This window comes from Streptomyces sp. NBC_00440 (assembly GCF_036014215.1).
Taxonomy (GTDB): domain Bacteria; phylum Actinomycetota; class Actinomycetes; order Streptomycetales; family Streptomycetaceae; genus Streptomyces.
On sequence record NZ_CP107921.1, the window covers coordinates 4,837,617 to 4,861,502 of the forward strand.

Annotated in this window: 18 protein-coding genes; 7 read left to right on the forward strand and 11 right to left on the reverse strand. The window is 70.4% G+C overall.

The window, feature by feature from the left end; translation table 11 throughout:
- Nucleotides 1-260: 260 nt before the first annotated feature.
- Nucleotides 261-2,399 (forward strand): DNA helicase RecQ, encoded by a 2,139-nt coding sequence (gene recQ, locus OHB13_RS21835; protein ID WP_328378224.1) that lies wholly within the window; start codon nt 261-263, stop codon nt 2,397-2,399.
- Between the two features lie 267 nt (nt 2,400-2,666).
- Here recQ and OHB13_RS21840 read toward each other — a convergent pair whose 3' ends face one another.
- From OHB13_RS21840 to OHB13_RS21855, 4 genes are all read right to left on the reverse strand, one after another.
- Nucleotides 2,667-3,311: a GOLPH3/VPS74 family protein gene (locus OHB13_RS21840; protein ID WP_266854370.1), complete on the reverse strand. Its 645-nt coding sequence runs from the start codon at nt 3,309-3,311 to the stop codon at nt 2,667-2,669.
- Nucleotides 3,308-4,534, reverse strand: a complete 1,227-nt coding sequence (fahA, locus tag OHB13_RS21845; protein WP_328378225.1) for a fumarylacetoacetase — start codon at nt 4,532-4,534, stop codon at nt 3,308-3,310. Before fahA ends, OHB13_RS21840 begins: the two co-directional genes overlap by 4 nt.
- 148 nt (nt 4,535-4,682) lie before the next feature.
- Nucleotides 4,683-6,680, reverse strand: a complete 1,998-nt coding sequence (locus OHB13_RS21850) for a CocE/NonD family hydrolase (protein ID WP_328378226.1) — start codon at nt 6,678-6,680, stop codon at nt 4,683-4,685.
- A gap of 12 nt (nt 6,681-6,692) precedes the next feature.
- The gene (locus OHB13_RS21855) at nt 6,693-8,207 is read right to left on the reverse strand and encodes a peptide MFS transporter (protein ID WP_328378227.1); all 1,515 of its coding nucleotides are present in this window, start codon (nt 8,205-8,207) and stop codon (nt 6,693-6,695) included.
- A 177-nt stretch (nt 8,208-8,384) separates the two neighbouring features.
- Between OHB13_RS21855 and OHB13_RS21860 the strand changes: the two genes are divergently transcribed.
- From OHB13_RS21860 to OHB13_RS21880, 5 genes are all read left to right on the forward strand, one after another.
- Nucleotides 8,385-9,395, forward strand: a complete 1,011-nt coding sequence (locus tag OHB13_RS21860; RefSeq protein ID WP_266854366.1) for a polyprenyl synthetase family protein — start codon at nt 8,385-8,387, stop codon at nt 9,393-9,395.
- A 398-nt stretch (nt 9,396-9,793) separates the two neighbouring features.
- A complete protein-coding gene (locus OHB13_RS21865) occupies nt 9,794-11,071 on the forward strand; it encodes a LolA family protein (protein WP_328378228.1) in 1,278 nt (425 codons plus the stop codon).
- 149 nt (nt 11,072-11,220) lie between these two features.
- Complete coding sequence (locus OHB13_RS21870; protein ID WP_328378229.1) at nt 11,221-12,156, forward strand: ABC transporter ATP-binding protein; 936 nt, start codon at nt 11,221-11,223, stop codon at nt 12,154-12,156.
- Entirely contained in the window at nt 12,143-13,138 is a 996-nt protein-coding gene (locus tag OHB13_RS21875) for an ABC transporter permease (RefSeq protein WP_328378230.1), read from the forward strand. Before OHB13_RS21870 ends, OHB13_RS21875 begins: the two co-directional genes overlap by 14 nt.
- A 231-nt stretch (nt 13,139-13,369) precedes the next feature.
- Entirely contained in the window at nt 13,370-13,951 is a 582-nt protein-coding gene (locus OHB13_RS21880; RefSeq protein WP_266854361.1) for a TetR/AcrR family transcriptional regulator, read from the forward strand.
- Nucleotides 13,952-13,989: 38 nt separating this feature from the next.
- Here OHB13_RS21880 and rarD read toward each other — a convergent pair whose 3' ends face one another.
- Both rarD and OHB13_RS21890 read right to left on the reverse strand, forming a co-directional pair.
- Nucleotides 13,990-15,018, reverse strand: a complete 1,029-nt coding sequence (gene rarD, locus OHB13_RS21885; RefSeq protein ID WP_266854359.1) for an EamA family transporter RarD — start codon at nt 15,016-15,018, stop codon at nt 13,990-13,992.
- 121 nt (nt 15,019-15,139) lie between these two features.
- Nucleotides 15,140-15,994 carry an SDR family oxidoreductase gene (locus tag OHB13_RS21890; RefSeq protein ID WP_328378231.1) on the reverse strand — a complete coding sequence of 285 codons (855 nt, stop codon included), beginning with the start codon at nt 15,992-15,994 and terminating at the stop codon, nt 15,140-15,142.
- 116 nt (nt 15,995-16,110) lie between these two features.
- Here OHB13_RS21890 and OHB13_RS21895 point away from each other — a divergent pair, with 116 nt between their 5' ends.
- Nucleotides 16,111-16,512: a winged helix-turn-helix transcriptional regulator gene (locus tag OHB13_RS21895; protein WP_328378232.1), complete on the forward strand. Its 402-nt coding sequence runs from the start codon at nt 16,111-16,113 to the stop codon at nt 16,510-16,512.
- Nucleotides 16,513-16,629: 117 nt separating this feature from the next.
- Here OHB13_RS21895 and OHB13_RS21900 read toward each other — a convergent pair whose 3' ends face one another.
- The 5 genes from OHB13_RS21900 to OHB13_RS21920 form a co-directional block, all read right to left on the reverse strand.
- Nucleotides 16,630-17,691: a 2-oxoacid:ferredoxin oxidoreductase subunit beta gene (locus OHB13_RS21900; RefSeq protein WP_328378233.1), complete on the reverse strand. Its 1,062-nt coding sequence runs from the start codon at nt 17,689-17,691 to the stop codon at nt 16,630-16,632.
- Nucleotides 17,684-19,693 (reverse strand): 2-oxoacid:acceptor oxidoreductase subunit alpha, encoded by a 2,010-nt coding sequence (locus OHB13_RS21905; RefSeq protein ID WP_328378234.1) that lies wholly within the window; start codon nt 19,691-19,693, stop codon nt 17,684-17,686. Before OHB13_RS21905 ends, OHB13_RS21900 begins: the two co-directional genes overlap by 8 nt.
- A 284-nt stretch (nt 19,694-19,977) precedes the next feature.
- Nucleotides 19,978-20,637: a response regulator transcription factor gene (locus OHB13_RS21910; RefSeq protein WP_266860782.1), complete on the reverse strand. Its 660-nt coding sequence runs from the start codon at nt 20,635-20,637 to the stop codon at nt 19,978-19,980.
- A gap of 195 nt (nt 20,638-20,832) precedes the next feature.
- Complete coding sequence (locus OHB13_RS21915) at nt 20,833-22,167, reverse strand: sensor histidine kinase (protein ID WP_328378235.1); 1,335 nt, start codon at nt 22,165-22,167, stop codon at nt 20,833-20,835.
- 285 nt (nt 22,168-22,452) lie between these two features.
- Complete coding sequence (locus tag OHB13_RS21920; protein ID WP_266854349.1) at nt 22,453-23,622, reverse strand: sensor histidine kinase; 1,170 nt, start codon at nt 23,620-23,622, stop codon at nt 22,453-22,455.
- Nucleotides 23,623-23,886: the final 264 nt, after the last annotated feature.

The window sequence follows — 23,886 nt, forward strand, 5'->3', positions numbered from 1 at the left end:
GTGCCCCGGCTTGTCCCGGTGTGGGCCGGGGGCGCGTACCGTCGCGGGCGCACCCCGGGATGCGCCGCTGTGTCCGGGGATGTCGGTGCGGGACCCTATCGTGGCAGGAGTGAGAGGCAGCGACCGGCGGTACGGCGAGGGACCAGCGCGACGGGGGACGGAACGATGAGACGCGCGACGGAACAACGCAGGACTGAACGGCGCAGGACTGAACGGCGCAGGACTGAACGGCGCAGGACGGCACAACGCAGGACGGAACGATGAAGGGCAGTGGCGAGGCAGTGGCCGAGCGTACGGAGCAGGCAGAGCGGACCACGCACGCGCGGGGCGCGGAGAGCGAGGCGCTCAGCACCCTGCACCGGGTCTTCGGCTACGACGCCTTCCGCGGCGAGCAGGAAGAGATCATCGGGCAGGTGGTGGACGGCGGGGACGCCGTCGTGCTGATGCCGACCGGTGGCGGAAAGTCCCTCTGCTACCAGATCCCCGCCCTGGTCAGGCCGGGTACGGGCGTGGTGATCTCCCCACTGATCGCACTGATGCAGGACCAGGTGGACGCGCTGCGCGCCCTCGGTGTGCGCGCGGGCTTCATGAACTCCACGCAGGACTTCGACGAGCGCCGCACCGTGGAGGCCGAGCTGCTCGCCGGAGAGCTCGACCTGCTCTATCTGGCGCCCGAGCGGCTGCGGGTCGAGGCCACGCTCGGTCTGCTGAGCCGCGCGAAGATCTCCGTGTTCGCGATCGACGAAGCGCACTGTGTCGCCAGCTGGGGACACGACTTCCGCCCGGACTACCTGGCGCTCTCGCTGCTCGGCGAGCGCTGGCCCGACGTCCCGCGCATCGCCCTGACGGCCACCGCCACCCGCGCCACGCACCAGGAGATCACCGAGCGGCTCGGGATGCCGGACGCGCGGCACTTCGTCGCGGGCTTCGACCGGCCCAACATCCAGTACCGGATCGTCCCCAAGAACGACCCCAAGAAGCAGCTGCTCGCCTTCCTCAAGGAGGAGCACGCGGGGGACGCCGGAATCGTCTACTGCCTCTCCCGTGCCTCCGTCGAGCGGACCGCCGAGTACCTCTGCAAGAACGGTGTCGAGGCCGTGCCGTACCACGCGGGGCTCGACGCGGGCACCCGCGCCGTCCACCAGTCGCGTTTCCTGCGGGAGGACGGCCTGGTGGTGGTCGCGACGATCGCCTTCGGGATGGGGATCGACAAGCCGGACGTCCGGTTCGTCGCCCACCTCGACCTGCCCAAGTCGGTGGAGGGGTACTACCAGGAGACCGGGCGCGCCGGGCGGGACGGGCTGCCGTCCACGGCGTGGATGACGTACGGACTCCAGGACGTCGTGCAGCAGCGCAAGATGATCCAGAGCGGCGAGGGCGGCGAGGCGTTCCGGCGCCGGGCCGCGGCCCATCTCGACGCGATGCTGGCGCTCTGCGAGACGGCCGACTGCCGCCGCGCCCAGCTGCTCCAGTACTTCGGCCAGGAGGCGGTGGCCCCCGCCTGCGGGAACTGCGACACCTGCCTCACCCCGCCGGAGACCTGGGACGGCACGGTGGCGGCGCAGAAGGTGCTGTCGACGGTGGTACGGCTGGAGCGCGAGCGCAGGCAGAAGTTCGGCGCCGGCCAGATCGTCGACATCCTGCTCGGCCGCAGGACGGCCAAGGTCATCCAGTTCGACCACGACCAGCTCTCCGTCTTCGGCATCGGCGAGGACGTGCCGGAGGCCCAGTGGCGGGGTGTGGTGCGGCAGTTGCTGGCGCAGGGGCTGCTGGCGGTCGAGGGGGAGTACGGCACGCTGGTCCTGACCGGCACCAGCGGCTCGGTGCTCTCGGGAGAGACCGGGGTCCGGCTGCGCAAGGAGCCGGAGAAGGCCGTGGTGGCCCGGGCGGCCAAGGGCGAGAAGAAGGCCAGGGCGGCAGTGGCGGCAGCGGATCTGCCCGCGGAAGCGGTGCCGGTCTTCGAGGCGCTGCGGACCTGGCGCGGCAAGCAGGCCAAGGAGCAGGGCGTCCCGGCGTATGTGATCTTCCACGATGCGACACTGCGGGAGATCGCCACGGTGCGGCCCGCCACGCTCGGTGAGCTGGGTGGCATCGGCGGTCTCGGCGAGAAGAAGCTGGCGACGTACGGGGAGGGCGTGCTCGGGGTGCTGGGCGAGCTGGCGGGTGCGGGCGGGACCGCACCGGACCAGCAGGCCGGCACAGCGGACCGGGACGGCGGCCAGCCGGCCCAGTCCGGCGGCCGGACCGCCCAGTCCGGCGCGCAGACCGCCAAGCCTGCCCGGACTGGCCGGCCCGCCTCGTCGGCCCCGGCCCGGGTGCCCGCGCAGGGCGAGCCGGACGACCCGGGAGCCTGGGACGAGCCGGACTTCTCGGACTACCCCGAGGACCCGGAGGCGTAGGGCTGGGGCCCGACTGACCCGGGCGGTACGGGGGAGCGTACGGCGGGGAGCCGCAGCGCAGGACCGGCGGGACCCGCGCTGGGACCCGCAGCGTAAGACCGGCGGGACCCGCAGCGCACGGCCGCGGGACCCGCAGCGCAAAAGCGGCGGGACCCGCGCTCACACCGCGCCCTGCCATGGGGCAGGCCCCGCGCTCACCCCGCGCCGCACCATGGGGCAGGCAGGCCCCCGCGCCCCGCCATGAGGCAGGCAGCCCCCCCCCGGAGCTCAGCCTCCGCCGCTCCGGTTCGCCCGGTCGATCTGGACGTTGCGGTGCACCGCGTGGGCGGTCCACTCCTCGTGCATCAGCTGACGCATCGAGGCGCGGGACGTCCCGCCGTCCCGGGCGACGATCCGGGACAGGCCCACCGCCGCGACGAGCGCCCCGAGTGCGCGGCTCCGCGGGTCCGGGAAGCCGGCCGCCTCCGCTGTCAGGAAGCGGTCGCGGGCTTGAGCGGACCAGTTCCGCGGGCCCGCCGGGTGGCGGTAGTAGGGCAGCAGCCCCGCGAACCGCCGCGTCTCACGGGTCAGTACGTCCCCGTCCACCAGCTGGTCCAGGTACAGCCCCTCCACCGTGCGGCCGGTCCGGCGGATCCAGTACCGCGCGCCGACGCCCCCGGCGGACTTCCGCTTGTCCGGGGCCGGCAGCAGCTCCAGCACCTGTGCGAGCACCGGGTCGTGCGGCAGCAGCGGCTGATCCACCGTCACCTTCCCGCGCGACTCGGAGATCCGGCCCTGCAGCTCCAGTTCGGCCAGGGCCGCACCGGCCATGCCGAACTCCAGATAGCGGTTCCGGCAGAACGGTTTGCCCCGGCGCGGGTCCAGCGCGAGCAGCAGCAGTTCCTCCGGGAGCGTCGGCGCTTCCTGGCTCATCGTGCGGGCACGATCCTTCCGGTCACTTCGCCGAGGCCGACCCGGGTCCCGTCGGGCCCCGGTGCCCAGGCGGTGAGTGTCACCTCGTCGCCGTCCTCCAGGAACGTCCGCTTGCCGCCGTCGAGTTCGAGGGGCCGGGTCCCGTTCCAGGTGATTTCGAGCAGTGAGCCGCACTGCCCGGGCGACGGCCCGCTGACCGTGCCCGAACCGAAGAGGTCCCCGGTACGGAGCGAGGCGCCGTTGACGGTCGTGTGGGCCAGCATCTGGGCGGCCGTCCAGTACATCCCGGCGAAGGGCGGCTCGGAGACCGGCTGCCCGTTGATGGACACCGCGATCCGCAGGTCGAGGCCGCCAGGTTCCTCGGCCGACGCGTCGTCGAGGTAGGGGAGCAGGGGCAGTTCGCGGGCGGGCGGGGCGGTCCGCGCCGCGTCGAGAGCCTCCAGCGGTGTCACCCAGGCCGAGACCGAGGTGGCGAAGGACTTGCCGAGGAAGGGACCCAGCGGGACGTACTCCCAGGCCTGGATGTCGCGCGCCGACCAGTCGTTGAGCAGCTGGAGGCCGAAGACGTGGTGCCGGTAGCCGGACAGCGGAACGGAGTCGCCCTGCGCGGACGGGACGCCGACGACGAAGCCGACCTCCGCCTCGATGTCGAGCTTGACCGAGGGTCCGAAGACCGGCGCCGGGTCCGACGGCGCCTTGCGCTGCCCCGAAGGACGTACGACATCGGTGCCCGACACGACGACCGTGCCGGAACGGCCGTGGTAACCGATCGGCAGATGCTTCCAGTTGGGGGTCAGCGCCGCGGAGTCGGGCCGGAAGATGCTGCCGACGTTCGTCGCGTGGTGCTCGCTGGCGTAGAAGTCGACGTAGTCGGCGACCTCGTACGGAAGATGCATCGTGACGTCCGCCACCGGACGCAGCAGCGGCTCTATGACCGGGCGGTGCGCGGGGACAGTGACCCAGGCGGTCAGCGCGCGCCGCACATCGCGCCACGCCGTACGGCCCGCCGCGAGCAGCGGGTTGAGCGTGGGGTGGGCGAGCAGCTTGCTGTACGGGGAGCCGAGCGCGAGCGCCGCCGCCCCCGCGTCGAGTACATGGCCGCCGATCCGCACGCCCACCCGGCGCCGGTCGGGATCCTCAGGGGTGGAGAAGACTCCGTACGGCAGGTTGTGCGGGCCGAAGGGATCGCCTTCGGCCCGGTCGAGCGGGCTCTGCTCAGGCATGGGGTGCTGCCTCGCTTTCAGGTCTGTGGACAGACCCACGGTACGGGGGCGGGGCGGGCCGCGTCAGCTGGTGAAACGTTCGCGGTGTCCTGCCCGGGGGGCGGGTCCTCGAACCCGCCCCCGCCGTACCCGGCGCATTACCCCCGCACTACCCCGCCGTGCGCGGAATGCGCTTCTCCCAGCTCCGCCGGAACACCACCTCTTCGCCCTCCTGGCACACCACTTCGCTCGTCGTGATGAAGTCCTGGGCGTCGCAGGTGATCTCCGAGCGGGTCCGCACCCGGGCGTCCCAGCCCGTCTCGGGGCGGTGCAGGCGGATCGACCAGTCCGAGCGGGTGTGCGCCGACAGCGGGTCCGCCTCGTTGATCGTGTACGTCTCCAACGCGTCCTCGCTGAACTCCAGGCCGTCCGGGTAGATCCGGGTGCCCCCGTACCTGGGGTCCACCTCCAGACGCCAGTCGCCCTTGGCCACATCGCGTACGACCAGCCGCTCCGGACGCTCGTCCGGATTATCCGGATACTCCACCGCGAGCGGCTCGGACTGCTCCGGCTCCTCGAAGGCGATGTCGTCCTCGGTGTGCGCGCGGACCGGGAGTTCCATGGTCGAGGCCGCCGGGTCCAGGATCCAGCCGTGCGCCGAGTCGGGCTGCGGCCAGATCCACGGCCAGTACGCCGACGAGACCGAGAGGCGGATGCGGTGGCCGGGCGGGAAGGTGTGGCCGATGCCGTTCAGCTCGAAGGTGAGCGACTCGGTGGTGCCCGGTTTCCAGGGGTCCGACCGGTCCCGGCCGTGGCGCGCCGAGAAGTTGAGCGCGCCCCGGGTGACCAGGGTGGAGGAGCCGTCCGGTGCGACGTCGCAGAGCCGGGCGACGACCTGTCCCGTGGGGACGTCGGAGCGCACCGAGAGATGCACCTTCGCGCGGCCCAGGATCTCGATGGCGGCCTGGCGGACCGGGAATTCGAAGCAGACGGACTTCGCGTCCTCGTCGCGCTGGTCGGGCGGCAGATCGGAGTCGTTGCCGAACGGGAAGAACCGCCCGGCGTCCAGACCGGTCTGCATCGGCGACCTGACTTCCATCGGGTCGCCCTGGAGTGCGTACGACACCGGTGTGACGTGCGGCGACGGCCAGGCCGTGTCACCGACCCAGCGGCCCGGCAGCTCCGGGTAGACGGTGGCCGGCGGGTGCGACTCGCTGATCCACGAGCGCAGCAGCGGCTCGTCCATCACCCCGTTGTCCTCACCCTTCAGATGGTGGTCCCACCAGCGCAGGGTCTCCTGGAGGAAGCCGATGCCGGGGCCGGGCGGCAGGCCCCGGTCCGGGTACTGGTGCGACCACGGGCCGATCAGCCCCCGCACCCGCGACGGGTCCAGATTCCCGACCAGCCGCAGGGCGGTGTCCCGGTACGGGTCGTGCCAGCCGCCGACGGTCAGGACGGCCGCCTTGATGGCCGGGTAGTCCTCGCAGACGCTGCCGTGCTTCCAGTAGTCGTCGCGCGTCTGGTGGGCGAGCCAGGTATGGATGAACGGCTCCACGGCCTCCAGCCGGCTCAGCCACATGTCCCGCCAGACCGAACCGACCTGGGCCGGGTCCGGCGGCCGCGACACGAAGGCGAGCATCGTGGCCGCCCAGGCGTGCATGTCGACGGCGAGCACCGAGCCGCCCATGTAGTGGACGTCGTTGTCGTAGCGGTCGTCGGCGGAGCAGACCGTGACGATCGCCTTGAGCGGCTCGGGGGCGAGGGCCGCGATCTGGAGCGAGTTGAAGCCGCCCCAGGAGATGCCGAACATCCCGACCTTGCCGGTGCACCAGTCCTGCCGGGCCAGCCAGTTCACCACCTCCACGCCGTCGGCCAGCTCCTGGGCGTCGTACTCGTCACCGGGCATCCCGGTCGAGTTGCCGTGCCCGCGCACATCGACGCGGACGGAGGCGTATCCGTGGCCCGCGTACCAGGGGTGCCGCTGCGAGTCCCGCGGCGCCGTCCAGTCGCTCAGGCGGTACGGAAGGTATTCGAGCAGGGCGGGGACCGGTGCGGCGGCGTTGACCGGACGCCAGATCCTGGCGTACAGCTGCGTGCCGTCCGGGAGCGGGATCCAGACGTCCTCGCGGCGGGTCTCGTACGGGAATTCGGTGCGGATTCGAGCCACGGCAGGCGCTCCTCAGTGGACGGGGTGCATGGTGCGTTTGAGCCAGGGGGCGGCGGCGACGACCGCGAGTCCGGCGACGACGGCGATGGCGCCGTTGACACCGAAGTACGCCGGGTCGGAGACCTGGCCGTACAACTTCACGATCTGCGCCTGGATGCCGTTGGCGAGGGCAAGGGAAAGGAACCAGAGCGCCATCGTCTGGCTGGCGAAGGCGGCGGGCGCGAGCTTGGTGGTGGCGGACATGCCGGAGGTCTCGACCAGGATGTCGCCGAGGCCCAGCAGCGCGTAGGAGCCGACGATCCACCAGACGGACATCAGCCAGTCGCTGCCGGTACGGCCGGACGTGGCCGGAACCATGATCAGGAAGGAGAGGCCGCCGAGGATGGTGCCGATGGCGATCTTGTTGGAGGCGTGCGGCTGGTGCTTGCCCATCCGGACCCAGACGGCCGCGACCACGGGGGCCAGCGCCACTTCGAAGGCGCCGAGCGCCGACGCGTACCAGCTGGCGGGGAAGTGGTAGCCGAAGATCTCCGTCCTGGCGTTGGTCGACGCGAGCAGGATCATCGTCGAGTACGCCTGGAAGAGGATGAAGTTGAAGACCACCGAGGCGAGGAACAGCACGATGTAGGGGCGCAGATGCCCACGTTCGGCCTTGGTCACCCGTGGGCTGCGGAACATCACGGCGAAGAAGACGATCGGCGCGAGCACCGAGATGATGGTCAGCGCGTCGACGGTGCGGTCCAGCGTCAGCCAGCCGGAGAGCCCGAGGATCACGGCGATCACGGCGACGGCCAGCGCCCCGCCGACGATCATCTTCACCGCGCGGCGCATCACGGCGGGCGGCAGCGCCTGCTCGGCGGCGTCGGTGCGGCCCGCGATGGTGCGGCGCCCCAGGACGTACTGGATCAGACCCAGCGTCATACCGACGGCGGCGGCCGAGAAGCCCCAGTGCCAGCCCTTGTGGTCACCGAGCCAGCCGGTGATCAGCGGACCGAGGAAGGCGCCGATGTTGATGCACATGTAGTACAGGGCGAAACCGGCGTCGCGGCGTTCGTCCTCGGTGCGGTACAACTTGCCGACCAGCGTGGCGACGTTCGGCTTCAGCAGCCCCGTACCGAGCGAGATCAGCCCCAGGCCGACCCAGGTCATGGAGGCCGTCGGGACCGCCATCGAGTAGTGGCCGAGTGCGATGAGGATGCCGCCGCCGAGGACCGCGCGGTACGAACCGAGGATGCGGTCGGCCAGCCAGCCGCCCGCCACCGAGACCAGATAGACCAGCGTGCCGTACGCGGCGGAGATGGACGCCGCCGCTCCCGGCGACATGCCGAGGCCGTCCTGGTTGACCGCAGCTGTGAAGTAGAGGACGAGGATGGCCTGCATCCCGAGGAACGAGAACCGCTCCCAGATCTCCAGGCCCGACAGGGTCGCCAGACCGCGTGGCTGGCCGAAGAATGAATGGTCGTCGCCCGGCTGCGGCGGGGGCTGGGACGGTGGTGCCTGTCCCGGCTGCGGCTCTGTTCCGGACAAAGGTACTGCTCCAATTCAAATCGACTTGTTTTGAACATACCGGTCACGTTCGGTATGTGCTCGGGGTGGGCGGGCAGGCGCTCATGGTGATCGAAAGAGGACCGGATACGCTGACTTGAGTGCGGACAGCGACACATCGACAATCCGTGTGATCGTCAGCAGACAGGAGATCCCCTCGTGACCGTCGTCGAGCCATTCGGGCTGAACGTGCGGGACCAGGCACTTGAGGCCGATGTCCAGGCCGGATTGGCGGCTGTCGAGGCCGGGCTGCTCGATGCCACCAAGAGCGAGGTCCCTTTCATCACGGAGGCCGCGCAGCATCTCGTACGGGCCGGGGGTAAGCGCTTTCGTCCGCTTCTTGTGATGCTCGCTGCCCAGTTCGGTGACCCTTATGCGCCCGGAGTCGTACCTTCTGCCGTAGTGGTCGAATTGACCCACCTGGCGACGCTTTACCACGACGACGTGATGGACGAGGCGGACGTACGCCGAGGGGTGGCCAGCGCCAACGCGCGCTGGGACAACTCGGTCGCGGTCCTGACCGGCGACTTCCTCTTCGCGCGCGCTTCGCACATCCTGGCCGACCTGGGCCCGGAGGCCGTACGTATCCAGGCGGAGGCGTTCGAACGCCTCGTCACCGGCCAGATCCTGGAGACCGCGGGCCCGCGCGACGGTCGCGACCCGGTCAGCCACTACCTCGACGTCATCGCGGGCAAGACCGGCTCCCTGATCGCCGTCTCCGGACGGTTCGGCGCGATGATGTCCGGCGCCGACGAGACCGTCGTGAACATCCTCACGCAGTACGGCGAGCGGCTCGGCACCGCGTTCCAGCTGGCCGACGACGTACTGGACATCGCGAGCGACAGCCACGAGTCCGGCAAGACCCCGGGTACGGACCTGCGTGAGGGCATTCCGACGCTGCCGGTGCTGCGGCTGCGCGCCCAGGCCGCCGAGCACGGCCGCCCGGACGATCTCGCCCTGGTCGAGCTGCTGTCGGGCGATCTGACGGACGACGCCCGGCACGCCGAGGCGCTGCGGCTGATGCGGGCGCACCCGGCCCTGGAGCAGGTCCGCCAGGACACCGTGCGGTACGCGGAGGAGGCCCGCGCCTCGCTGGCGCCGCTGCCGGAGTGCTTCGCGAAGACCGCCCTGGAGGAGCTGTGCGGCGCGGTGGTGCACCGCGTGGGGTGAGGCGGGCCGGGCAGGCCCGGTGCCTGCCGACCGCTGAGCTTCTGGCCTGCTGAACCTGCCGAGCTGTTTGTTGGGACCCGTGCCGCGTACCTCTGCGGGCGGGTCCTTCTTCTCGTTGAGCCGCCCCGGCCCGCTCGTTGGGCCGCTCGCGCGGGCCGGGTCCTTCGGACGGGTGGCCCTCCCCGGACGGCCGCTTCCCCTACGGGGCCGGACGGGCTGCCGGTGCGGCCTGTCATACCGCAGTACTAGGCGGAGTTGCTCCCGGGGGCTGACGCGTACGTCCCGGGAATTTGGTGAGATGGACTGCACCACACCCCACCAATTCGGGTGAGAATGGCGGCGCGGGGTGGACGAGCGCAACCGTACGGATCGCCGCCGATCACGGAGGTAGGGCACACATGGCACCGAACGACAGTGCACAGGGCACCGGAGAGGCCGGGCCTTCCGCCGCGGGCCGCCGGAAGGCGGCACGTTATCTCCTCCCGGTCGGAGTGGCGGGGGTGGCGGCGGTGACGATCGGTCTCGTGCCGGCGCTCGCCAGCTCGGGAGACCCCAGCCTGCCGAAGATCTCGGCGCAGCAGCTCATCGAGAAGATGGCCGCATCGGACACCCAGCAGCTGTCCGGCACGGTGAAGGTCAGCTCGGACCTGGGCATCCCGTCACTGGGCGGTCTGGCAGGCTCCTTGGGCGGCGGCGCGCTCGGCGGTGGCAGCGGCAGCGGCGGCAAGGACGGGTCGAGCGTGGCGCCCGACTCCAAGCTGATGGAACTGGCCTCGGGTACGCACACCCTGCGGGTGGCTGCCGACGGCCCCGACAAGCAGCGGGTGTCCATCCTGGACAACGCCGCCGAGTACAGCCTGATCCACAACGACCGGCAGGTCTGGGCGTACGACAGCAAGTCGAACGAGGTCTACCACGCGAAGACCGGCGCCTCCGCCGACGCCCGTAAGGACCGCACCGACAAGCTGCCCGCCACCCCGAAGGACTTCGCCCAGCAGGCGCTGAAGGCCGTCGGCCCGACGACCTCGGTCAGTGTCGACGGCACGGCGCAGGTGGCGGGCCGCGATGCGTACCAGCTGCTCATCAAGCCGAAGCAGTCCGGTTCCACGATCGGTGCCATCCGGGTCGCGGTGGACTCGAAGACCGGCACCCCGCTGAAGTTCACGCTCACGCCGAGCAGCGGTGGCAAGGCCGCCATCGACGTGGGCTTCACCAAGGTCGACTTCGGCAGGCCCGCGGCCTCCACCTTCTCCTTCACTCCGCCCAAGGGCGCGAAGGTGACGGAGGGCGCCGCCCCGAAGGCCGGTGGGCACCTGGCTCCCAAGGCCGGTGGGCACCTGGCTCCGCAGGGCAGCCCGAAGGACCTGAAGTCCGCATCGCCCGAGGACTTCAAGGGCCTGAACATCATCGGCGAGGGCTGGACCTCGGTGGCGAGGATCGACACCGGCAGCGGCAAGGGCATCGGCGCGATGGGCGGCTCCGCGCAGAAGAGCGGTGCCCCGGTGGACGCGCAGAAGTTCCTCAGCTCGCTGGGCGACAGGGTGACGGGCTCGTTCGGCTCGGGCACCGTGTTCCACACCCGGCTGGTGAACGCGCTGATGACGGACGACGGAAAGGTCTTTGTCGGCACGGTCGACAAGGGCGCGCTGGTCAAGGCGGCCGACGCGGCCAAGTAGGAACGGTGGCGGGTCCGGACGGCTCCCAGGAGCCCGTCCGGACCCGTCCGGCTGTCAGGGGTGGCCATGGCCCCGGGGCGTAGCGCTCCGCCCTCTCCGCGCCCCGTTAGCCTGGACCGCACGGTGCGCCGAACGACGGGACCATCGCCATGCCTGAAGCCGTCATCGAAACCCATGCCCTGACCAAACGCTTCCGCGGCGGCCAACTCGCGGTGAACCGCCTGGACCTCACCGTCCCGCGCGGCAGCGTCTTCGGCTTCCTCGGGCCCAACGGCTCCGGCAAGACCACCACCATCCGGATGCTCCTCGGCCTCATCGCCCCGACCTCCGGCACCGCGAGCCTGCTCGGACAGCCGATGCCGCGCGCCGCCCACAGCGTGCTGCCGGGCGTCGGCGCGCTCATCGAGGGCCCCGCGCTGTACGGGTTCCTCTCCGGCCGCGACAATCTGCTGCGCTACGACTCCGCCGACCCGCGGGCCGACCCCCGCACCCGGCGCGCCCGCGTCGACGCCGCCCTCGAACGGGTCGGGCTCGCGCACGCCTCCGCCAAGAAGGCCAAGGCGTACTCGCTCGGCATGAAGCAGCGGCTCGGCCTCGCCTCGGCCCTGCTCCAGCCGCGCGGACTGCTCGTACTGGACGAGCCGACGAACGGGCTCGACCCGCAGGGGATGCGGGAGATCAGAACCCTGGTCAGGGAACTGGCGGACGAGGGCACCACGGTCTTCCTCTCCTCCCATCTCCTGGACGAGATCGAACAGGTCTGCACCCACGCAGCCGTGATGGCCCGGGGCACGCTGCTCGCCCAGGGCCGGGTCGTGGATCTCGCGACCCGCGGCCGTCTCGCCGTCGGCACACCGGACCCGGCCGTGGCCGCCCGCGTGCTCACGGAGCTGGGGATCACCGGCGTGGACGTGACGGGGGACCGGGTCACCGGTGACATCCCGTCGGCCGAAACCGACGTGGCGGACCTCAACACCGCTCTCGTACGGGAAGGCGTCCGGGTCAGGTCCTTCGGCGTCGAACGGGCCTCCCTGGAGGACGCCTTCGTCGCACTCACCGGAGAGGGTTTCGATGTCGCAGGCTGAGACGGACCGGCAGGAACTGCCGCACGGACGGGCGGAGGCGCCGGACCGGACCGCGGACGGCTCACCGCAGGGACCGGCAGCACAGGGATCGGCACAGGGCCCCGCAGCGCAGGGACCGGCAGGGGCGCCGCGCGTCGCGCTGTATCCGCGCCGTCAGCTCGGCCTCTTCCGTTCCGAGCTGACCGTCACCTTCCGCCGCTGGCGCACCCTCGCTCTGCTCGCCGTACTGGCCGCGGTCCCGGTCCTCATCGGTATCGCCGTCAAGCTGGAGACGGACCACGGCTCGACGGCCCGTGACCCCAGCGGCAACGGCCCCGCCTTCCTCACGGACATCACCAACAACGGCCTGTTCCTGGTCTTCGCGGCGCTCGCCGCGACCCTCCCGGTCTTCCTCCCCATGGCGATCGGTGTCATCGCGGGCGATTCCGTGGCGGGCGAGGCCGGTGCGGGGACACTCCGCTATCTGCTGGTCGCCCCGGCCGGCCGGACCCGGCTGCTGCTCGCCAAGTTCGTCTGCGCCGTGGCCTTCTGCCTGGCAGCGACCCTGGTCGTGGCGGCCTCCGCGCTGGCGGTGGGGGCGCTGCTCTTCCCGCTCGGCGATGTCACGACCATCTCGGGGACCCAGGTCTCCTTCGGCGACGGTCTCGGCCGGGCGGCGCTGATCTCGGCCGTCGTCGCTGCCTCGCTCGTCGGAGTCGCGGCCGTCGGCCTGTTCGTCTCCACCCTCACCAGCAGCGGAATCGCCGCGATGGCGACGACGGTCGGCCTGGTGATCACCGTGCAGATCCTGGACGGCATCCCGCAGCTGCACGCGATCCAGCCGTATCTGTTCCCGCACTACTGGCTGTCCTTCGCGGACCTGCTGCGCGCGCCGGTCTACTGGGACGAGATCCTCAAGAACCTGGGCCTGCAGGGCCTGTACGCCGTGGTGTTCGGCTCGGCGGCCTGGGCGCGGTTCACCACGAAGGACATCGCGGCCTGAGCAGGACAGCGGCTTGAGCGGAACAGGGCAGGAGCACGGAGAAAGCCCCGGCGGAAAGAGAGCCCCGGCGGAAAGTAACAAGGGAGGGCACGTGCCGTACCGAGAAGCCGTCCCCCGACGCGGCTCGACACGACACGTACCGTTTCCCCGCCGATATTCTCGGACGTCCACCATCCGCTGTCAAGACGCTACGTATCGTCCCCGGCTGTGACCGGTGAATACACTCAAGCGGTGAACCTCACGCCCAATCCAGCGCGCCGCAGTGAGAAATCACAGCAGGCGATTCTCGCGGCCGCTCTCGCCCTCTGTATCGAGCGGGGGTACGCCCGTGTCACGATCGAGGCGATCGCCGCCCGTGCCGGTGTGAGCAAGAAGACGATCTACCGCTGGTGGCCGTCCAAGGGCGCCCTGGTGCTCGAAGCACTGGACCACGCGGTCATCCGGACCCGTCCCTTCCCCGATACCGGCGACCTCGCCGCCGATCTCCACTCCCAGATGACCGGAGTGGTGCGGCTCCTCGCACATCCGCCGCTCGGCCCCGCGTACGCCGGGATCCTCACCGAGATCCAGTACGACGACGACCTTGCCAGGACCGTGCAGGAGGAGTTCATCGATCCGCGGGTCAAGGGCGCCACGGGCCGGCTGCGCAGCGCCCAGGAGCAGGGCGTGCTCCCCATGGACGCCGATCTCAACCTGGGGGTGGAGCTGCTCTACGGGCCGCTCTACTACCGGCACTGCCTGCGCAGACCTCCGTACGACGCGGAGGAGATCACCCGGCTGATCGCCCATGTCCTGAAGGCGCTGGGCGGCTGAGAGCGGGAAACGGAAACGCAGGGTCGGACCGGGGTCGGTCAGATGGTGGGCCCGGTGGCCGTCGGCTCACTGGCTGCCGGTCCTGCGGTGTCCGGCCCGGCGGCCTGTCCGGGCCGGTGTCCGCGCACCTGAGCCCGTGCCTGCTCCCGCTCCAGCGCCTCGGCCGTCAGCTGTACCGCGCGTGCCCGGGTACGGTGCGCGTTCCGCAGGGCGTCCCAGGTGAGCAGCGTCAGCGCCAGCCACACCAGGGCGAAACCCGCCCACCGCTCCGGCGGCATCGCCTCGTGGAAGTACAGGATGCCCAGACCGAACTGGAAGACCGGCGCCAGGTACTGGAGCAGTCCCAGTGTCGAGAGCGGTACCCGGATCGCCGCCGCGCCGAAGAGGATCAGCGGTATCGCGGTGATCAGACCCGTGGACGCGAGGAGCACTCCGTGGGCGGGCGAGCCGAAAGTGGACTCGCCACGTGCGGCGAGGAATACCAGGTACGCCAGCGCCGGCAGGAACTGCACCGCTGTCTCAGCCGCGAGCGATTCCAGACCGCCGAGATTCACCTTCTTCTTGACCAGCCCGTACGTCGCGAAGGAGAAGGCCAGCATCAGTGAGATCCACGGCGGCTTGCCGTATCCGATGGCCAGGACCAGCACGGCCACCGCGCCGGTGCCGACGGCGGCCCACTGGGCGGGCCGCAGCCGTTCACCGAGCAGCAGGACACCCATCGCGATGGTGACCAGCGGGTTGATGAAGTAGCCGAGCGAGGCCTCGACGACCTGACCGTTGTTCACGGCCCAGATGTAGCCGCCCCAGTTGACGCTGATGACCGACGCGGCGATGGCCACGAGCCCCAGCTTGCGGGGCGTACGGAGCAGCTCGCCGAGCCAGGCCCAGCGCCGCATCACCAGCAGCGCGATCAGGACGACGCCCAGGGACCACACCATGCGGTGGGCCAGGATCTCCATGGCGCCGGACGGCTTGAGCAGCGGCCAGAACATCGGGACGAGCCCCCACAGCACATACGCCGCAGCGCCGTTCAGGACCCCTGTCCGCTGCTCACTGGTGCCCTTCACGGGCCCTCCCCTGAATTCGTCCGACACCCGTCGAAGGCATGAGGCGTACGGAGTCGAAGGTAACGGGAGGAGGGCCCGGCTGTCATGCCCGTTCCGGCAAACGGTCATGACAGCCGTACGGTCATGCCAGCGCGGCCGCGATGGAGGTGGCGACCGGGGTGGTGGGGCGCCCTGTCAGCCGGGCCAGGTCGCCGCTCGTGGCGGCCAGCAGGCCGCGCTCGATGGCGGCGTCCACGTCCACCAGGACCGCCGCGAACGCCTCCGGGAGACCCGCGCCGATCAGGATCTCCTGGTGTGTGGCCGCCGGGACGTTGCGGTACGCGATCTCCTTGCCGGAGGCCTTCGCGACCTCGGCCGCGTACTCGGCGAACGACCAGGCGGTGTCGCCGCTCAGCTCGTAGACCCGGTTCAGGTGGCCGTCCGACACGAGGACGGCAGCGGCGGCCGCCGCGTAGTCCGCGCGGGCGGCCGACGAGACCCGGCCGTCGCCCGCGCTGGCGACGACCGCGCCGTGTTCCAGGACCGCCGCGAGGTTCTGGGTGTAGTTCTCGCTGTACCAGCCGTTGCGCAGGAAGGTGTACGGGAGCCCGGAGTCCAGGATCAGCTGCTCGGTCACCTTGTGCTCCGCGGCCAGCTGGAAGTCGGCGTCGGGGCCGCCCAGGATGCCCGTGTACGCGAGCTGGGAGACGCCCGCCGCCTTCGCCGCGTCGATGACCGCGGTGTGCTGCGGCACGCGCCGTCCGACCTCGCTTCCGGAGATGAGGAGCACGCGCTCGCCCGGGCGGAACACCCCGTCGAGGCTCGCCGGGTCGTTGTAGTCGGCGATGCGCAGCTCGACGCCGCGCGCCGCCAGGCCGGCGGCCTTCTCCTTGTTGCGGACGACGGCGGCGATCTGGTCCGCCGGGACCTTGGCGAGCAGCTCGTCGATGACGAGGCGGCCGAGGGCCCCGGTGGCTCCGGTGACGACGATGCTCATGAGGTGATGCTCCCTGGGGTTCGGGTGGTCTGTGTGGTTCCCTGCTCTGTTCTGAAGCTCACCCTACGGTCGGTACTAACTATGGGAAAGTACCCACTTTGAAGTAAGGTACTGGTATGGACGTAAGTGAAGTGGTGGAAGACCAGGTGACGGCCCGGCCTGCGGCCGACGTCAACCGGGCGATGTGTCCCTCGCGCCTGATCCTGGAGCACGTCACCAGCCGCTGGGGTGTGCTCGTCCTCGCCGCGCTCCTGGAACGGTCGTACCGCTTCAGCGAGCTGCGCCGGCAGGTGGGCGGGGTCAGCGAGAAGATGCTCGCCCAGACGCTGCAGACACTGGAGCGGGACGGCTTCGTGGACCGCGACGCCAAACCCGTCATCCCGCCGCGCGTCGACTACTCGCTCACGCCGCTCGGCAGGGAGGCCGCCGAGCAGGTGTGGGGGCTCGCCCGGTGGACCGAGCAGCGGATCGACGAGGTGGCCACGGCCCGCGAGGCATACGACAGGGCCCGGTCCTGACACAGCAGAACCGGGCCCCGGGCGGCGCCTGTTGACGCCTGATCCGTACGCAGAACCCGTACGCACATCCGTACGCGATCCGTATTCAATGCGTGCTCACCGCGTGCTCGATCGCACTCAGCCCGCGACGGTCCAGGTGTCCTTGCCGGCGAGGAGCGCCGCGAGGTCGCCCTTGCCGTGCTGTTCGACTGCCGCTTCGAGCTGGGTGCTCATGAGGGTGTCGTAGACGGGGCGTTGGGTGTCGCGGAGGACGCCGATGGGGGTGTGGTGAAGGGTGTCCGGGTCGGCGAGGCGGGAGAGGGCGAAGGCGGTGGTCGGTGACGTGGCGTGCGCGTCGTGGACCAGGATCCGTGATGCGTTCTCCGGGGTGACGTCCACGACTTCGAGGTCGCCGGTGGTGTGGTCGCGGACGACGCCCTTGGGGGCTTCGGGGGTGCCGAAGCGGATGGGCTGCCCGTGTTCCAGGCGGATGACGGCCTCTTGGGCCTGTTCGCGGTCCTTGAGGGCGTCGAAGGCGCCGTCGTTGAAGATGTTGCAGTTCTGGTAGATCTCGACCAGCGCCGTTCCGGGGTGGTCGGCCGCCGCGCGCAGCACGCTCGTGAGGTGTTTGCGGTCGGAGTCGATGGTGCGTGCGACGAAGGAGGCTTCCGCGCCGATGGCCAGCGAGACGGGGTTGAACGGTGAGTCGAGGGAGCCCATCGGCGTCGACTTGGTGATCTTCCCGACCTCGGACGTCGGCGAGTACTGGCCCTTGGTCAGCCCGTAGATCCGGTTGTTGAAGAGAAGGATCTTGAGGTTGACGTTGCGGCGCAGGGCGTGGATGAGGTGGTTGCCGCCGATGGAAAGGGCGTCGCCGTCGCCCGTGACGACCCAGACGGACAGGTCGCGGCGGGAGGTGGCGAGGCCGGTGGCGATGGCGGGGGCGCGGCCGTGGATGGAGTGCATCCCGTACGTGTTCATGTAGTACGGGAAGCGGGAGGAGCAGCCGATGCCGGAGATGAAGACGATGTTCTCTTTGGCGAGGCCGAGTTCGGGCATGAAGCCCTGTACGGCGGCGAGGACGGCGTAGTCACCGCAGCCGGGGCACCAGCGGACTTCCTGGTCGGACTTGAAGTCCTTCATGGACTGCTTCGCCTCGGCCTTGGGCACCAGGTTCAGGAGTTCGTTGGTGTCAGGCATCGATGGCCTCCTTGAGTGCCGTCGCGAGCTGTTCCGCCTTGAACGGCATGCCGTTGACCTGGTTGTAGGAGACGGCGTCCACGAGGTACTTCGCCCGGATGAGGAGGGCGAGCTGGCCGAGGTTCATCTCCGGGATCACGATCTTGTCGTAACCCTTCAGGATCTCGCCGAGGTTGGCGGGGAAGGGGTTGAGGTGGCGCAGATGGGCCTGGGCGATCGGGACACCGTCCCGGCGCAGCCGGCGCACCGCCGCGGTGATCGGTCCGTAGGTCGATCCCCAGCCGAGGACCAGGGCGCGTGCGCCGTCCGGGTCGTCGACGTGCAGGTCGGGGACCTCGATGCCGTCGATCTTGGCCTGGCGGGTGCGGACCATGAAGTCGTGGTTGGCGGGATCGTAGGAGATGTTCCCGGTGCCGTCCTGCTTCTCGATCCCGCCGATGCGGTGTTCGAGCCCGGGTGTGCCGGGCACCGCCCAGGGGCGGGCCAGGGTCTGCGGGTCGCGTTTGTACGGCCAGAACACATCGGTGCCGTCGGCCAGTTCGTGGTTGGGCACGGTCGCGAACCGGACGTTCAGGTCGGGGAGTTCGCTGGTCTCCGGGATGCGCCAGGGCTCGGATCCGTTGGCGAGATAGCCGTCGGAGAGCAGGAAGACCGGCGTCCGGTACGTCAGCGCGATGCGGGCGGCGTCCAGGGCGGCGTCGAAGCAGTCCGCGGGGGTCCGGGGTGCGACGACGGGGACGGGGGCCTCACCGTTGCGGCCGAACATGGCCTGCAGAAGGTCGGCCTGTTCGGTCTTGGTGGGCAGGCCGGTGGAGGGGCCGCCGCGCTGGATCGCGATGACCAGCAGGGGCAGTTCCAGTGAGACGGCCAGACCGATGGTCTCGGACTTGAGCGCCACGCCGGGGCCCGATGTGGTGGTCACCGCGAGGGACCCGCCGAAGGAGGCGCCCAGGGCCGCGCCGATCGCGGCGATCTCGTCCTCGGCCTGGAAGGTCCGCACGCCGAAGTTCTTGTGCTTCGACAGCTCGTGCAGGATGTCGGAAGCCGGAGTGATCGGGTAGGAGCCGAGGTAGAGGGGCAGGTCCGCCTGCTGGCCTGCGGCGACCAGCCCGTAGGACAGGGCCAGGTTTCCGCTGATGTTGCGGTAGGTCCCGGCCGGGAACGCGGCGGCGGCCGGCTCGACCTCGTACGAGACGGCGAAATCCTCCGTCGTCTCACCGAAGTTCCACCCGGCCCGGAACGCGGCGACGTTCGCCTCCGCGATCTCCGGCTTCTTCGCGAACTTCGTCCGCAGGAACTGTTCCGTGTTCTCCGTCGGCCGGTGGTACATCCACGACAGCAGCCCGAGCGCGAACATGTTCTTGCTGCGCTCGGCCTCCTTGCGGGAGAGCCCGAACTCCTTGAGCGCCTCGATGGTCAGCGTCGTCAGGGGTACGGGGTGGATCTGATAGGCGTCCAGGGACCCGTCGTCCAGGGGCGAGGTCAGGTAGCCGACCTTCGCCATCGGGCGCTTCGTGAACTCGTCGGTGTTCACGATGATGTCGGCGCCGCGTGGTACGTCGGCGATGTTCGCCTTGAGGGCGGCCGGGTTCATCGCGACGAGGACGTTGGGCGCGTCGCCGGGGGTGAGGATGTCGTGGTCGGCGAAGTGCAGCTGGAACGAGGAGACCCCGGGCAGGGTGCCTGCGGGCGCGCGGATCTCGGCGGGGAAGTTCGGCAGCGTCGAGAGGTCGTTCCCGAACGACGCGGTCTCCGAAGTGAACCGGTCCCCGGTGAGCTGCATCCCGTCACCCGAATCCCCTGCGAACCGGATGATCACCCGGCTCAGCCGGCGTACTTCCTTGGCGCCGGTGCTCTTCTCAGCGCTGCCCTCTTCGACCCTGCCCTCTTTGTCGATCAGGCCGGGGGCTTCGTTGTCGATCAGAAGGGCTCGTTGTTCCCCGACAACGGCCTCATCGGATCCGTCGGCCTGCTCGGCTGGGCTACTGACCTGGCTGGTCACTGAACTGGACCTCCCTCGGGCGGCTGCTCGGATGCGCCCGGCTGCCCGGGCACACCGGAACCCACCCTACGACGGTAAGGGTGGCCTTCCCTGGAAGGCTCATATGGTGGACGCCTTTTTGAGACATCGAATTGCCCGGATTTAGTGCCATTAAAACCGCCCCTCCTGGCCCTTCGGTGTCATCAGACGCTTGCGCTGGGTGCTCATCCTTTGGATCTAGGTCCTGCTCGGGGCCGCTCCCGCGAGACGGCCCCGACCTCGCTATCTGACAGGGTGTCAGGTAATTACGAGTTCAGATAGGTCAGCACGGCGAGCACCCGACGGTGATCCCCGTCACTCGGAGAGAGGCCGAGCTTCAGGAAGATATTGCTGACGTGCTTCTCCACCGCCCCGTCGCTGACCACCAACTGCCTGGCCACCGCCGAGTTCGTACGCCCCTCCGCCATCAGCCCCAGCACCTCGCGCTCGCGCGGAGTCAGCCCGGCCAGCACGTCCTGCTTGCGGCTGCGGCCCAGCAGCTGCGCCACGACCTCGGGGTCGAGGGCGGTCCCGCCCTGCGCCACCCGGACCACGGCGTCCACGAACTCCCTGACCTCGGCGACCCGGTCCTTCAGCAGATAGCCGACGCCCCGGCTCGATCCGGCCAGCAGTTCGGTGGCGTACTGCTCCTCCACGTACTGCGACAGGACCAGCACGCCGATCCCCGGGTAGTCCTTGCGGAGCCGTACGGCAGCCCGGACCCCCTCGTCGGTGTGGGTGGGCGGCATCCGTACGTCCGCGACCACCACATCCGGCAGCGCCTCCTGCCCCGCCAGGTCCCCGATCGTCTTGATCAGCGCCTCCGCGTCACCGACACCGGCGACGACGTCGTGACCGAGGTCGGTCAACAACCGGGTCAGGCCCTCCCGCAGCAGCACTGAATCCTCGGCGATGACCACTCGCACTCTGTCCTCCACGACGCTGAAGCCCCCCACTTGGTGATATTCCTGCCTGCGCACACCAGCATCCCAGCATCGGAGGCCGAACGGGCGGGAGCCGGACTATCGGGCGGGAGCTCGGGTCACACCGGGGCGGGAGTTCGGGCTGCCGGGTGGGAGTTCGGGCTGCCGGGCGGGAGTTGTGCGCAAGCCGGGGTGCGTTCAGTCGCGCCAGGGCAGTTCGGCGGTGACGGTCGTCGGGCCTCCGGCCGGCGAGTCCACGACCAGCAGCCCGTCGACAGCGTCGAGCCGCTCCGCGAGCCCCGCAAGACCGCCGCCGCCCGTACCCGCGGCGAGGTCGCCGCCGGGCCCCGTGGCGCCGCCCAGGCCGTTGTCGGTCACCTGGAGCATGATGCGGTTCTCCACCCGCCAGACGTCCACAGACGCGCGAGTGGCCCGGGAGTGCTTGCTGACGTTCTGGAGGAGCTCCGAGACGGTGAAGTACGCGATGCCCTCGATGGCGGCGGCCGGCCTGGCCGGCAGATCCACCTCCACCTGCACCGGCACCGTGCAGCGCGAGGCGATCGAGGACAGTGCGGCGTCGAGCCCGCGGTCCGTCAGAACGGCCGGGTGGATACCGCGGGCCAGATCGCGCAGCTCCTGAAGCGCGATCTTGACCTCGCCGTGTGCCTCGTCGACCATGCGGGCCGCCGCCTCCGGGTCCGCCGTCAGCTTCTCCTTCGCCAGACCGAGGTCCATGGCGAGGGAGACCAGCCGGGCCTGTGCCCCGTCGTGCAGATCCCGTTCGATGCGGCGCAGATCCGCCGCCGCCGTGTCCACGACCACTCCGCGGTCCGACTCCAGCTCGGTGACCCGGGTGTCCAGCCGCGACGGGCCGAGCAGCCCGAGCACCATCATCCGGTCGACTCCGGCCAGCCCCCGGATCACCCAGGGGGTGGCGAGGACGAAGGCCAGACCGCTCAGGCTGGTCAGGGTGATCTCGAAGGGGCTGTCGAGGTAGACGCTGTGCGTCGCGTCGCCGTACAGCTGGATGCCGCTCGTGTTCGAGTAGGCCGGGAAGACCCACTGCCACAGCGGGTACGTCAGCATCGACCAGGCGAACGTCCACAGCACCACCGACACCGAGAAGGCGAAGACGGCCCACGGGAAGTGCACCAGCGAGTAGAGCAGGTGGCGCCAGGACGCCCCGCTCTTCAGGACGGCACCCGCCCACGACATCATGCCGCCGGTCCTGCCCCGTGCCGGCGCCGGGTCCGCGATGTCGACCCGGAGCAGCGCCCGCGCCCTGGCCCGTTCCATCGCCCCGAAGCCCCGGCACACGCTCAGGCCCACAGCGAGCAGCGGGATGCCGATGAAGGTCACCAGCAGGCCCGCACTCAGCGAGAACATCGTGATCCCGAAGGTGAAGAGCACGATGCTGATGGGCAGCGAGAGCAGCAGATATCCGAACTCGCGCCAGGTACGCCCCTCGAACGGCGCACGCAGCACCGCTGGCACGCGGTGGTCCCGGGTGGTGATGCCGTGATCCGTGGCCATGGCGGTGTCCGTTTCTCTTCGTCTTCTCGGTGTGCCGGTTGGTCAGTTGACTGGCTGCGGGGTTGATCGGCCGCGTGGTTGGTTGGCTGCGGGCGGGCTGTCCGCCCGGCTGCCTGCCGGTGTCCCTGCCTGCCTGTGTCCATGCTCCCGCCCCGGACCGCCGTCGACCATGAGGAGGGGCACCGTCTTCGACCGGGGGTTTTCCCTACCCCCGGAGTGAAGACAGTGCCCCGCAGGACAGCGTCCCTGCCGGAAGCGTCCGTTCCGGCAGTGCCCGCCCCGGCGTCAGCCGCGGTCGCGCCAGGGCAGCTCCGCCGTCACCGTGGTGGGTCCGCCGACCGGGGAGTCCAGTACGAAGAGACCGTCGACCGCGCCCAGCCGGTCGGCGAGCCCCGCCATGCCCGTACCGCCGTCGAGCCGCGCCCCGCCGCGCCCGTTGTCCTCGACGCGGATCAGCAGCCGGTCGGCCGAGCGCCACACCTCCACCGAAGCGGAGCGCGCCTGGGCGTGCTTGCTGACGTTCTGCAGGAGCTCCGAGACCGTGAAGTACGCGATGCCCTCGATCGCCTCGGCCGGCCGCTCCGCCAGATCGACACGGACCTTCACCGGGGCCGTGCACCGTGACGCGATCGAGGAGAGCGCCGCGTCGAGCCCGCGGTCCGTCAGGACCGCCGGGTGGATACCGCGGGCCAGGTCACGCAGTTCCTGCAAGGCCAGTTTGACCTCACCGTGCGCCTCGCCGACCATCACGGCCGCCGCGTCCGGATCCTCCAGGAGCTTCTCCTTGGCCAGGCCGAGCCCCATGGCGAGCGCCACCAGCCGGGCCTGTGCCCCGTCGTGGAGATCCCGTTCGATGCGGCGCAGATCCGCCGCGGCCGTGTCCACGACCACCCCGCGGTCCGACTCCAGCTCGGCGATCCGGCGCTCCAGCTCGTCGGAGGGGGAGAGGAGCCCGCGGACCATGGCCCGGTCGACGTTGGTCAGACCCCGCGCGATGAACGGCAGCACCGGCCAGAGCACGAACAGACTGGGCAGGACCAGGGAGAACGTCAGCACGCCCCACGGCAGACGGATGAACCCGTACAGCATCGCGCGCCAGCCCACCGGGTCCTTGAGGCTCATCCACAGCCTGGTGAAGAAGCTGCCACCGCGCTTGACGAACAGCGGGCTCGGCTCCTCCACCCGGACGCCCAGCAGCCCCCGCGCCCGGGACCGCTCCCACCGGCCGAGCTGCCGCGCCCCGAGCAGCCCGAGCGCGAGCAGCGGCAGACCCACCACGGTGACGGCCAGACCGCCGCCCAGGGCAATCATGAACAGGACGTAAACAAAGCCGACGATCGCAGCCGGCAGGTTCGTCAGGAGATGGGCGATCTCCTTCCAGGTGAACCGGTCGAACGCGAAGCGCGCGGGCGGTGGCCGGTCGGAGTCGAGCCGACGGGAGTTGATCGCGGTCATGCGCCAAGAGTGCCGGGCCCCCGGGGCGGATGCCATGGGGCGGCTGGGTGGGATGAAGTAGGGATAACCCCACCATGCGGCGGGCCCGGTGCCGAGCGCTGTGCCGGATCCGGCTGCTTACCAAGTGTTTATCAGGGCCTAGACTCCCGTGCGTACGGATCGTCGAACGTGGCGAATGTGACGGACGAGGCGACGAAAAGGGCGCAGGGAGCGAGGGCCGGACGTGCCGGGACCGACCGTTGCCGCGGCGGGCCGAGCGGTTCT

Coding starts and splice junctions, on each gene's coding strand:
- OHB13_RS21870 (WP_328378229.1), top strand. CDS start 11,221: ATGCCTGAAGCCGTCATCGAAACCCATGCCCTGACCAAACGCTTCCGC.
- OHB13_RS21900 (WP_328378233.1), bottom strand. CDS start 17,691: ATGCCTGACACCAACGAACTCCTGAACCTGGTGCCCAAGGCCGAGGCG.
- fahA (WP_328378225.1), bottom strand. CDS start 4,534: ATGCCTGAGCAGAGCCCGCTCGACCGGGCCGAAGGCGATCCCTTCGGC.
- OHB13_RS21915 (WP_328378235.1), bottom strand. CDS start 22,167: ATGGCCACGGATCACGGCATCACCACCCGGGACCACCGCGTGCCAGCG.
- OHB13_RS21920 (WP_266854349.1), bottom strand. CDS start 23,622: ATGACCGCGATCAACTCCCGTCGGCTCGACTCCGACCGGCCACCGCCC.
- OHB13_RS21875 (WP_328378230.1), top strand. CDS start 12,143: ATGTCGCAGGCTGAGACGGACCGGCAGGAACTGCCGCACGGACGGGCG.
- OHB13_RS21890 (WP_328378231.1), bottom strand. CDS start 15,994: ATGAGCATCGTCGTCACCGGAGCCACCGGGGCCCTCGGCCGCCTCGTC.
- OHB13_RS21895 (WP_328378232.1), top strand. CDS start 16,111: ATGGACGTAAGTGAAGTGGTGGAAGACCAGGTGACGGCCCGGCCTGCG.
- OHB13_RS21865 (WP_328378228.1), top strand. CDS start 9,794: ATGGCACCGAACGACAGTGCACAGGGCACCGGAGAGGCCGGGCCTTCC.
- OHB13_RS21840 (WP_266854370.1), bottom strand. CDS start 3,311: ATGAGCCAGGAAGCGCCGACGCTCCCGGAGGAACTGCTGCTGCTCGCG.
- recQ (WP_328378224.1), top strand. CDS start 261: ATGAAGGGCAGTGGCGAGGCAGTGGCCGAGCGTACGGAGCAGGCAGAG.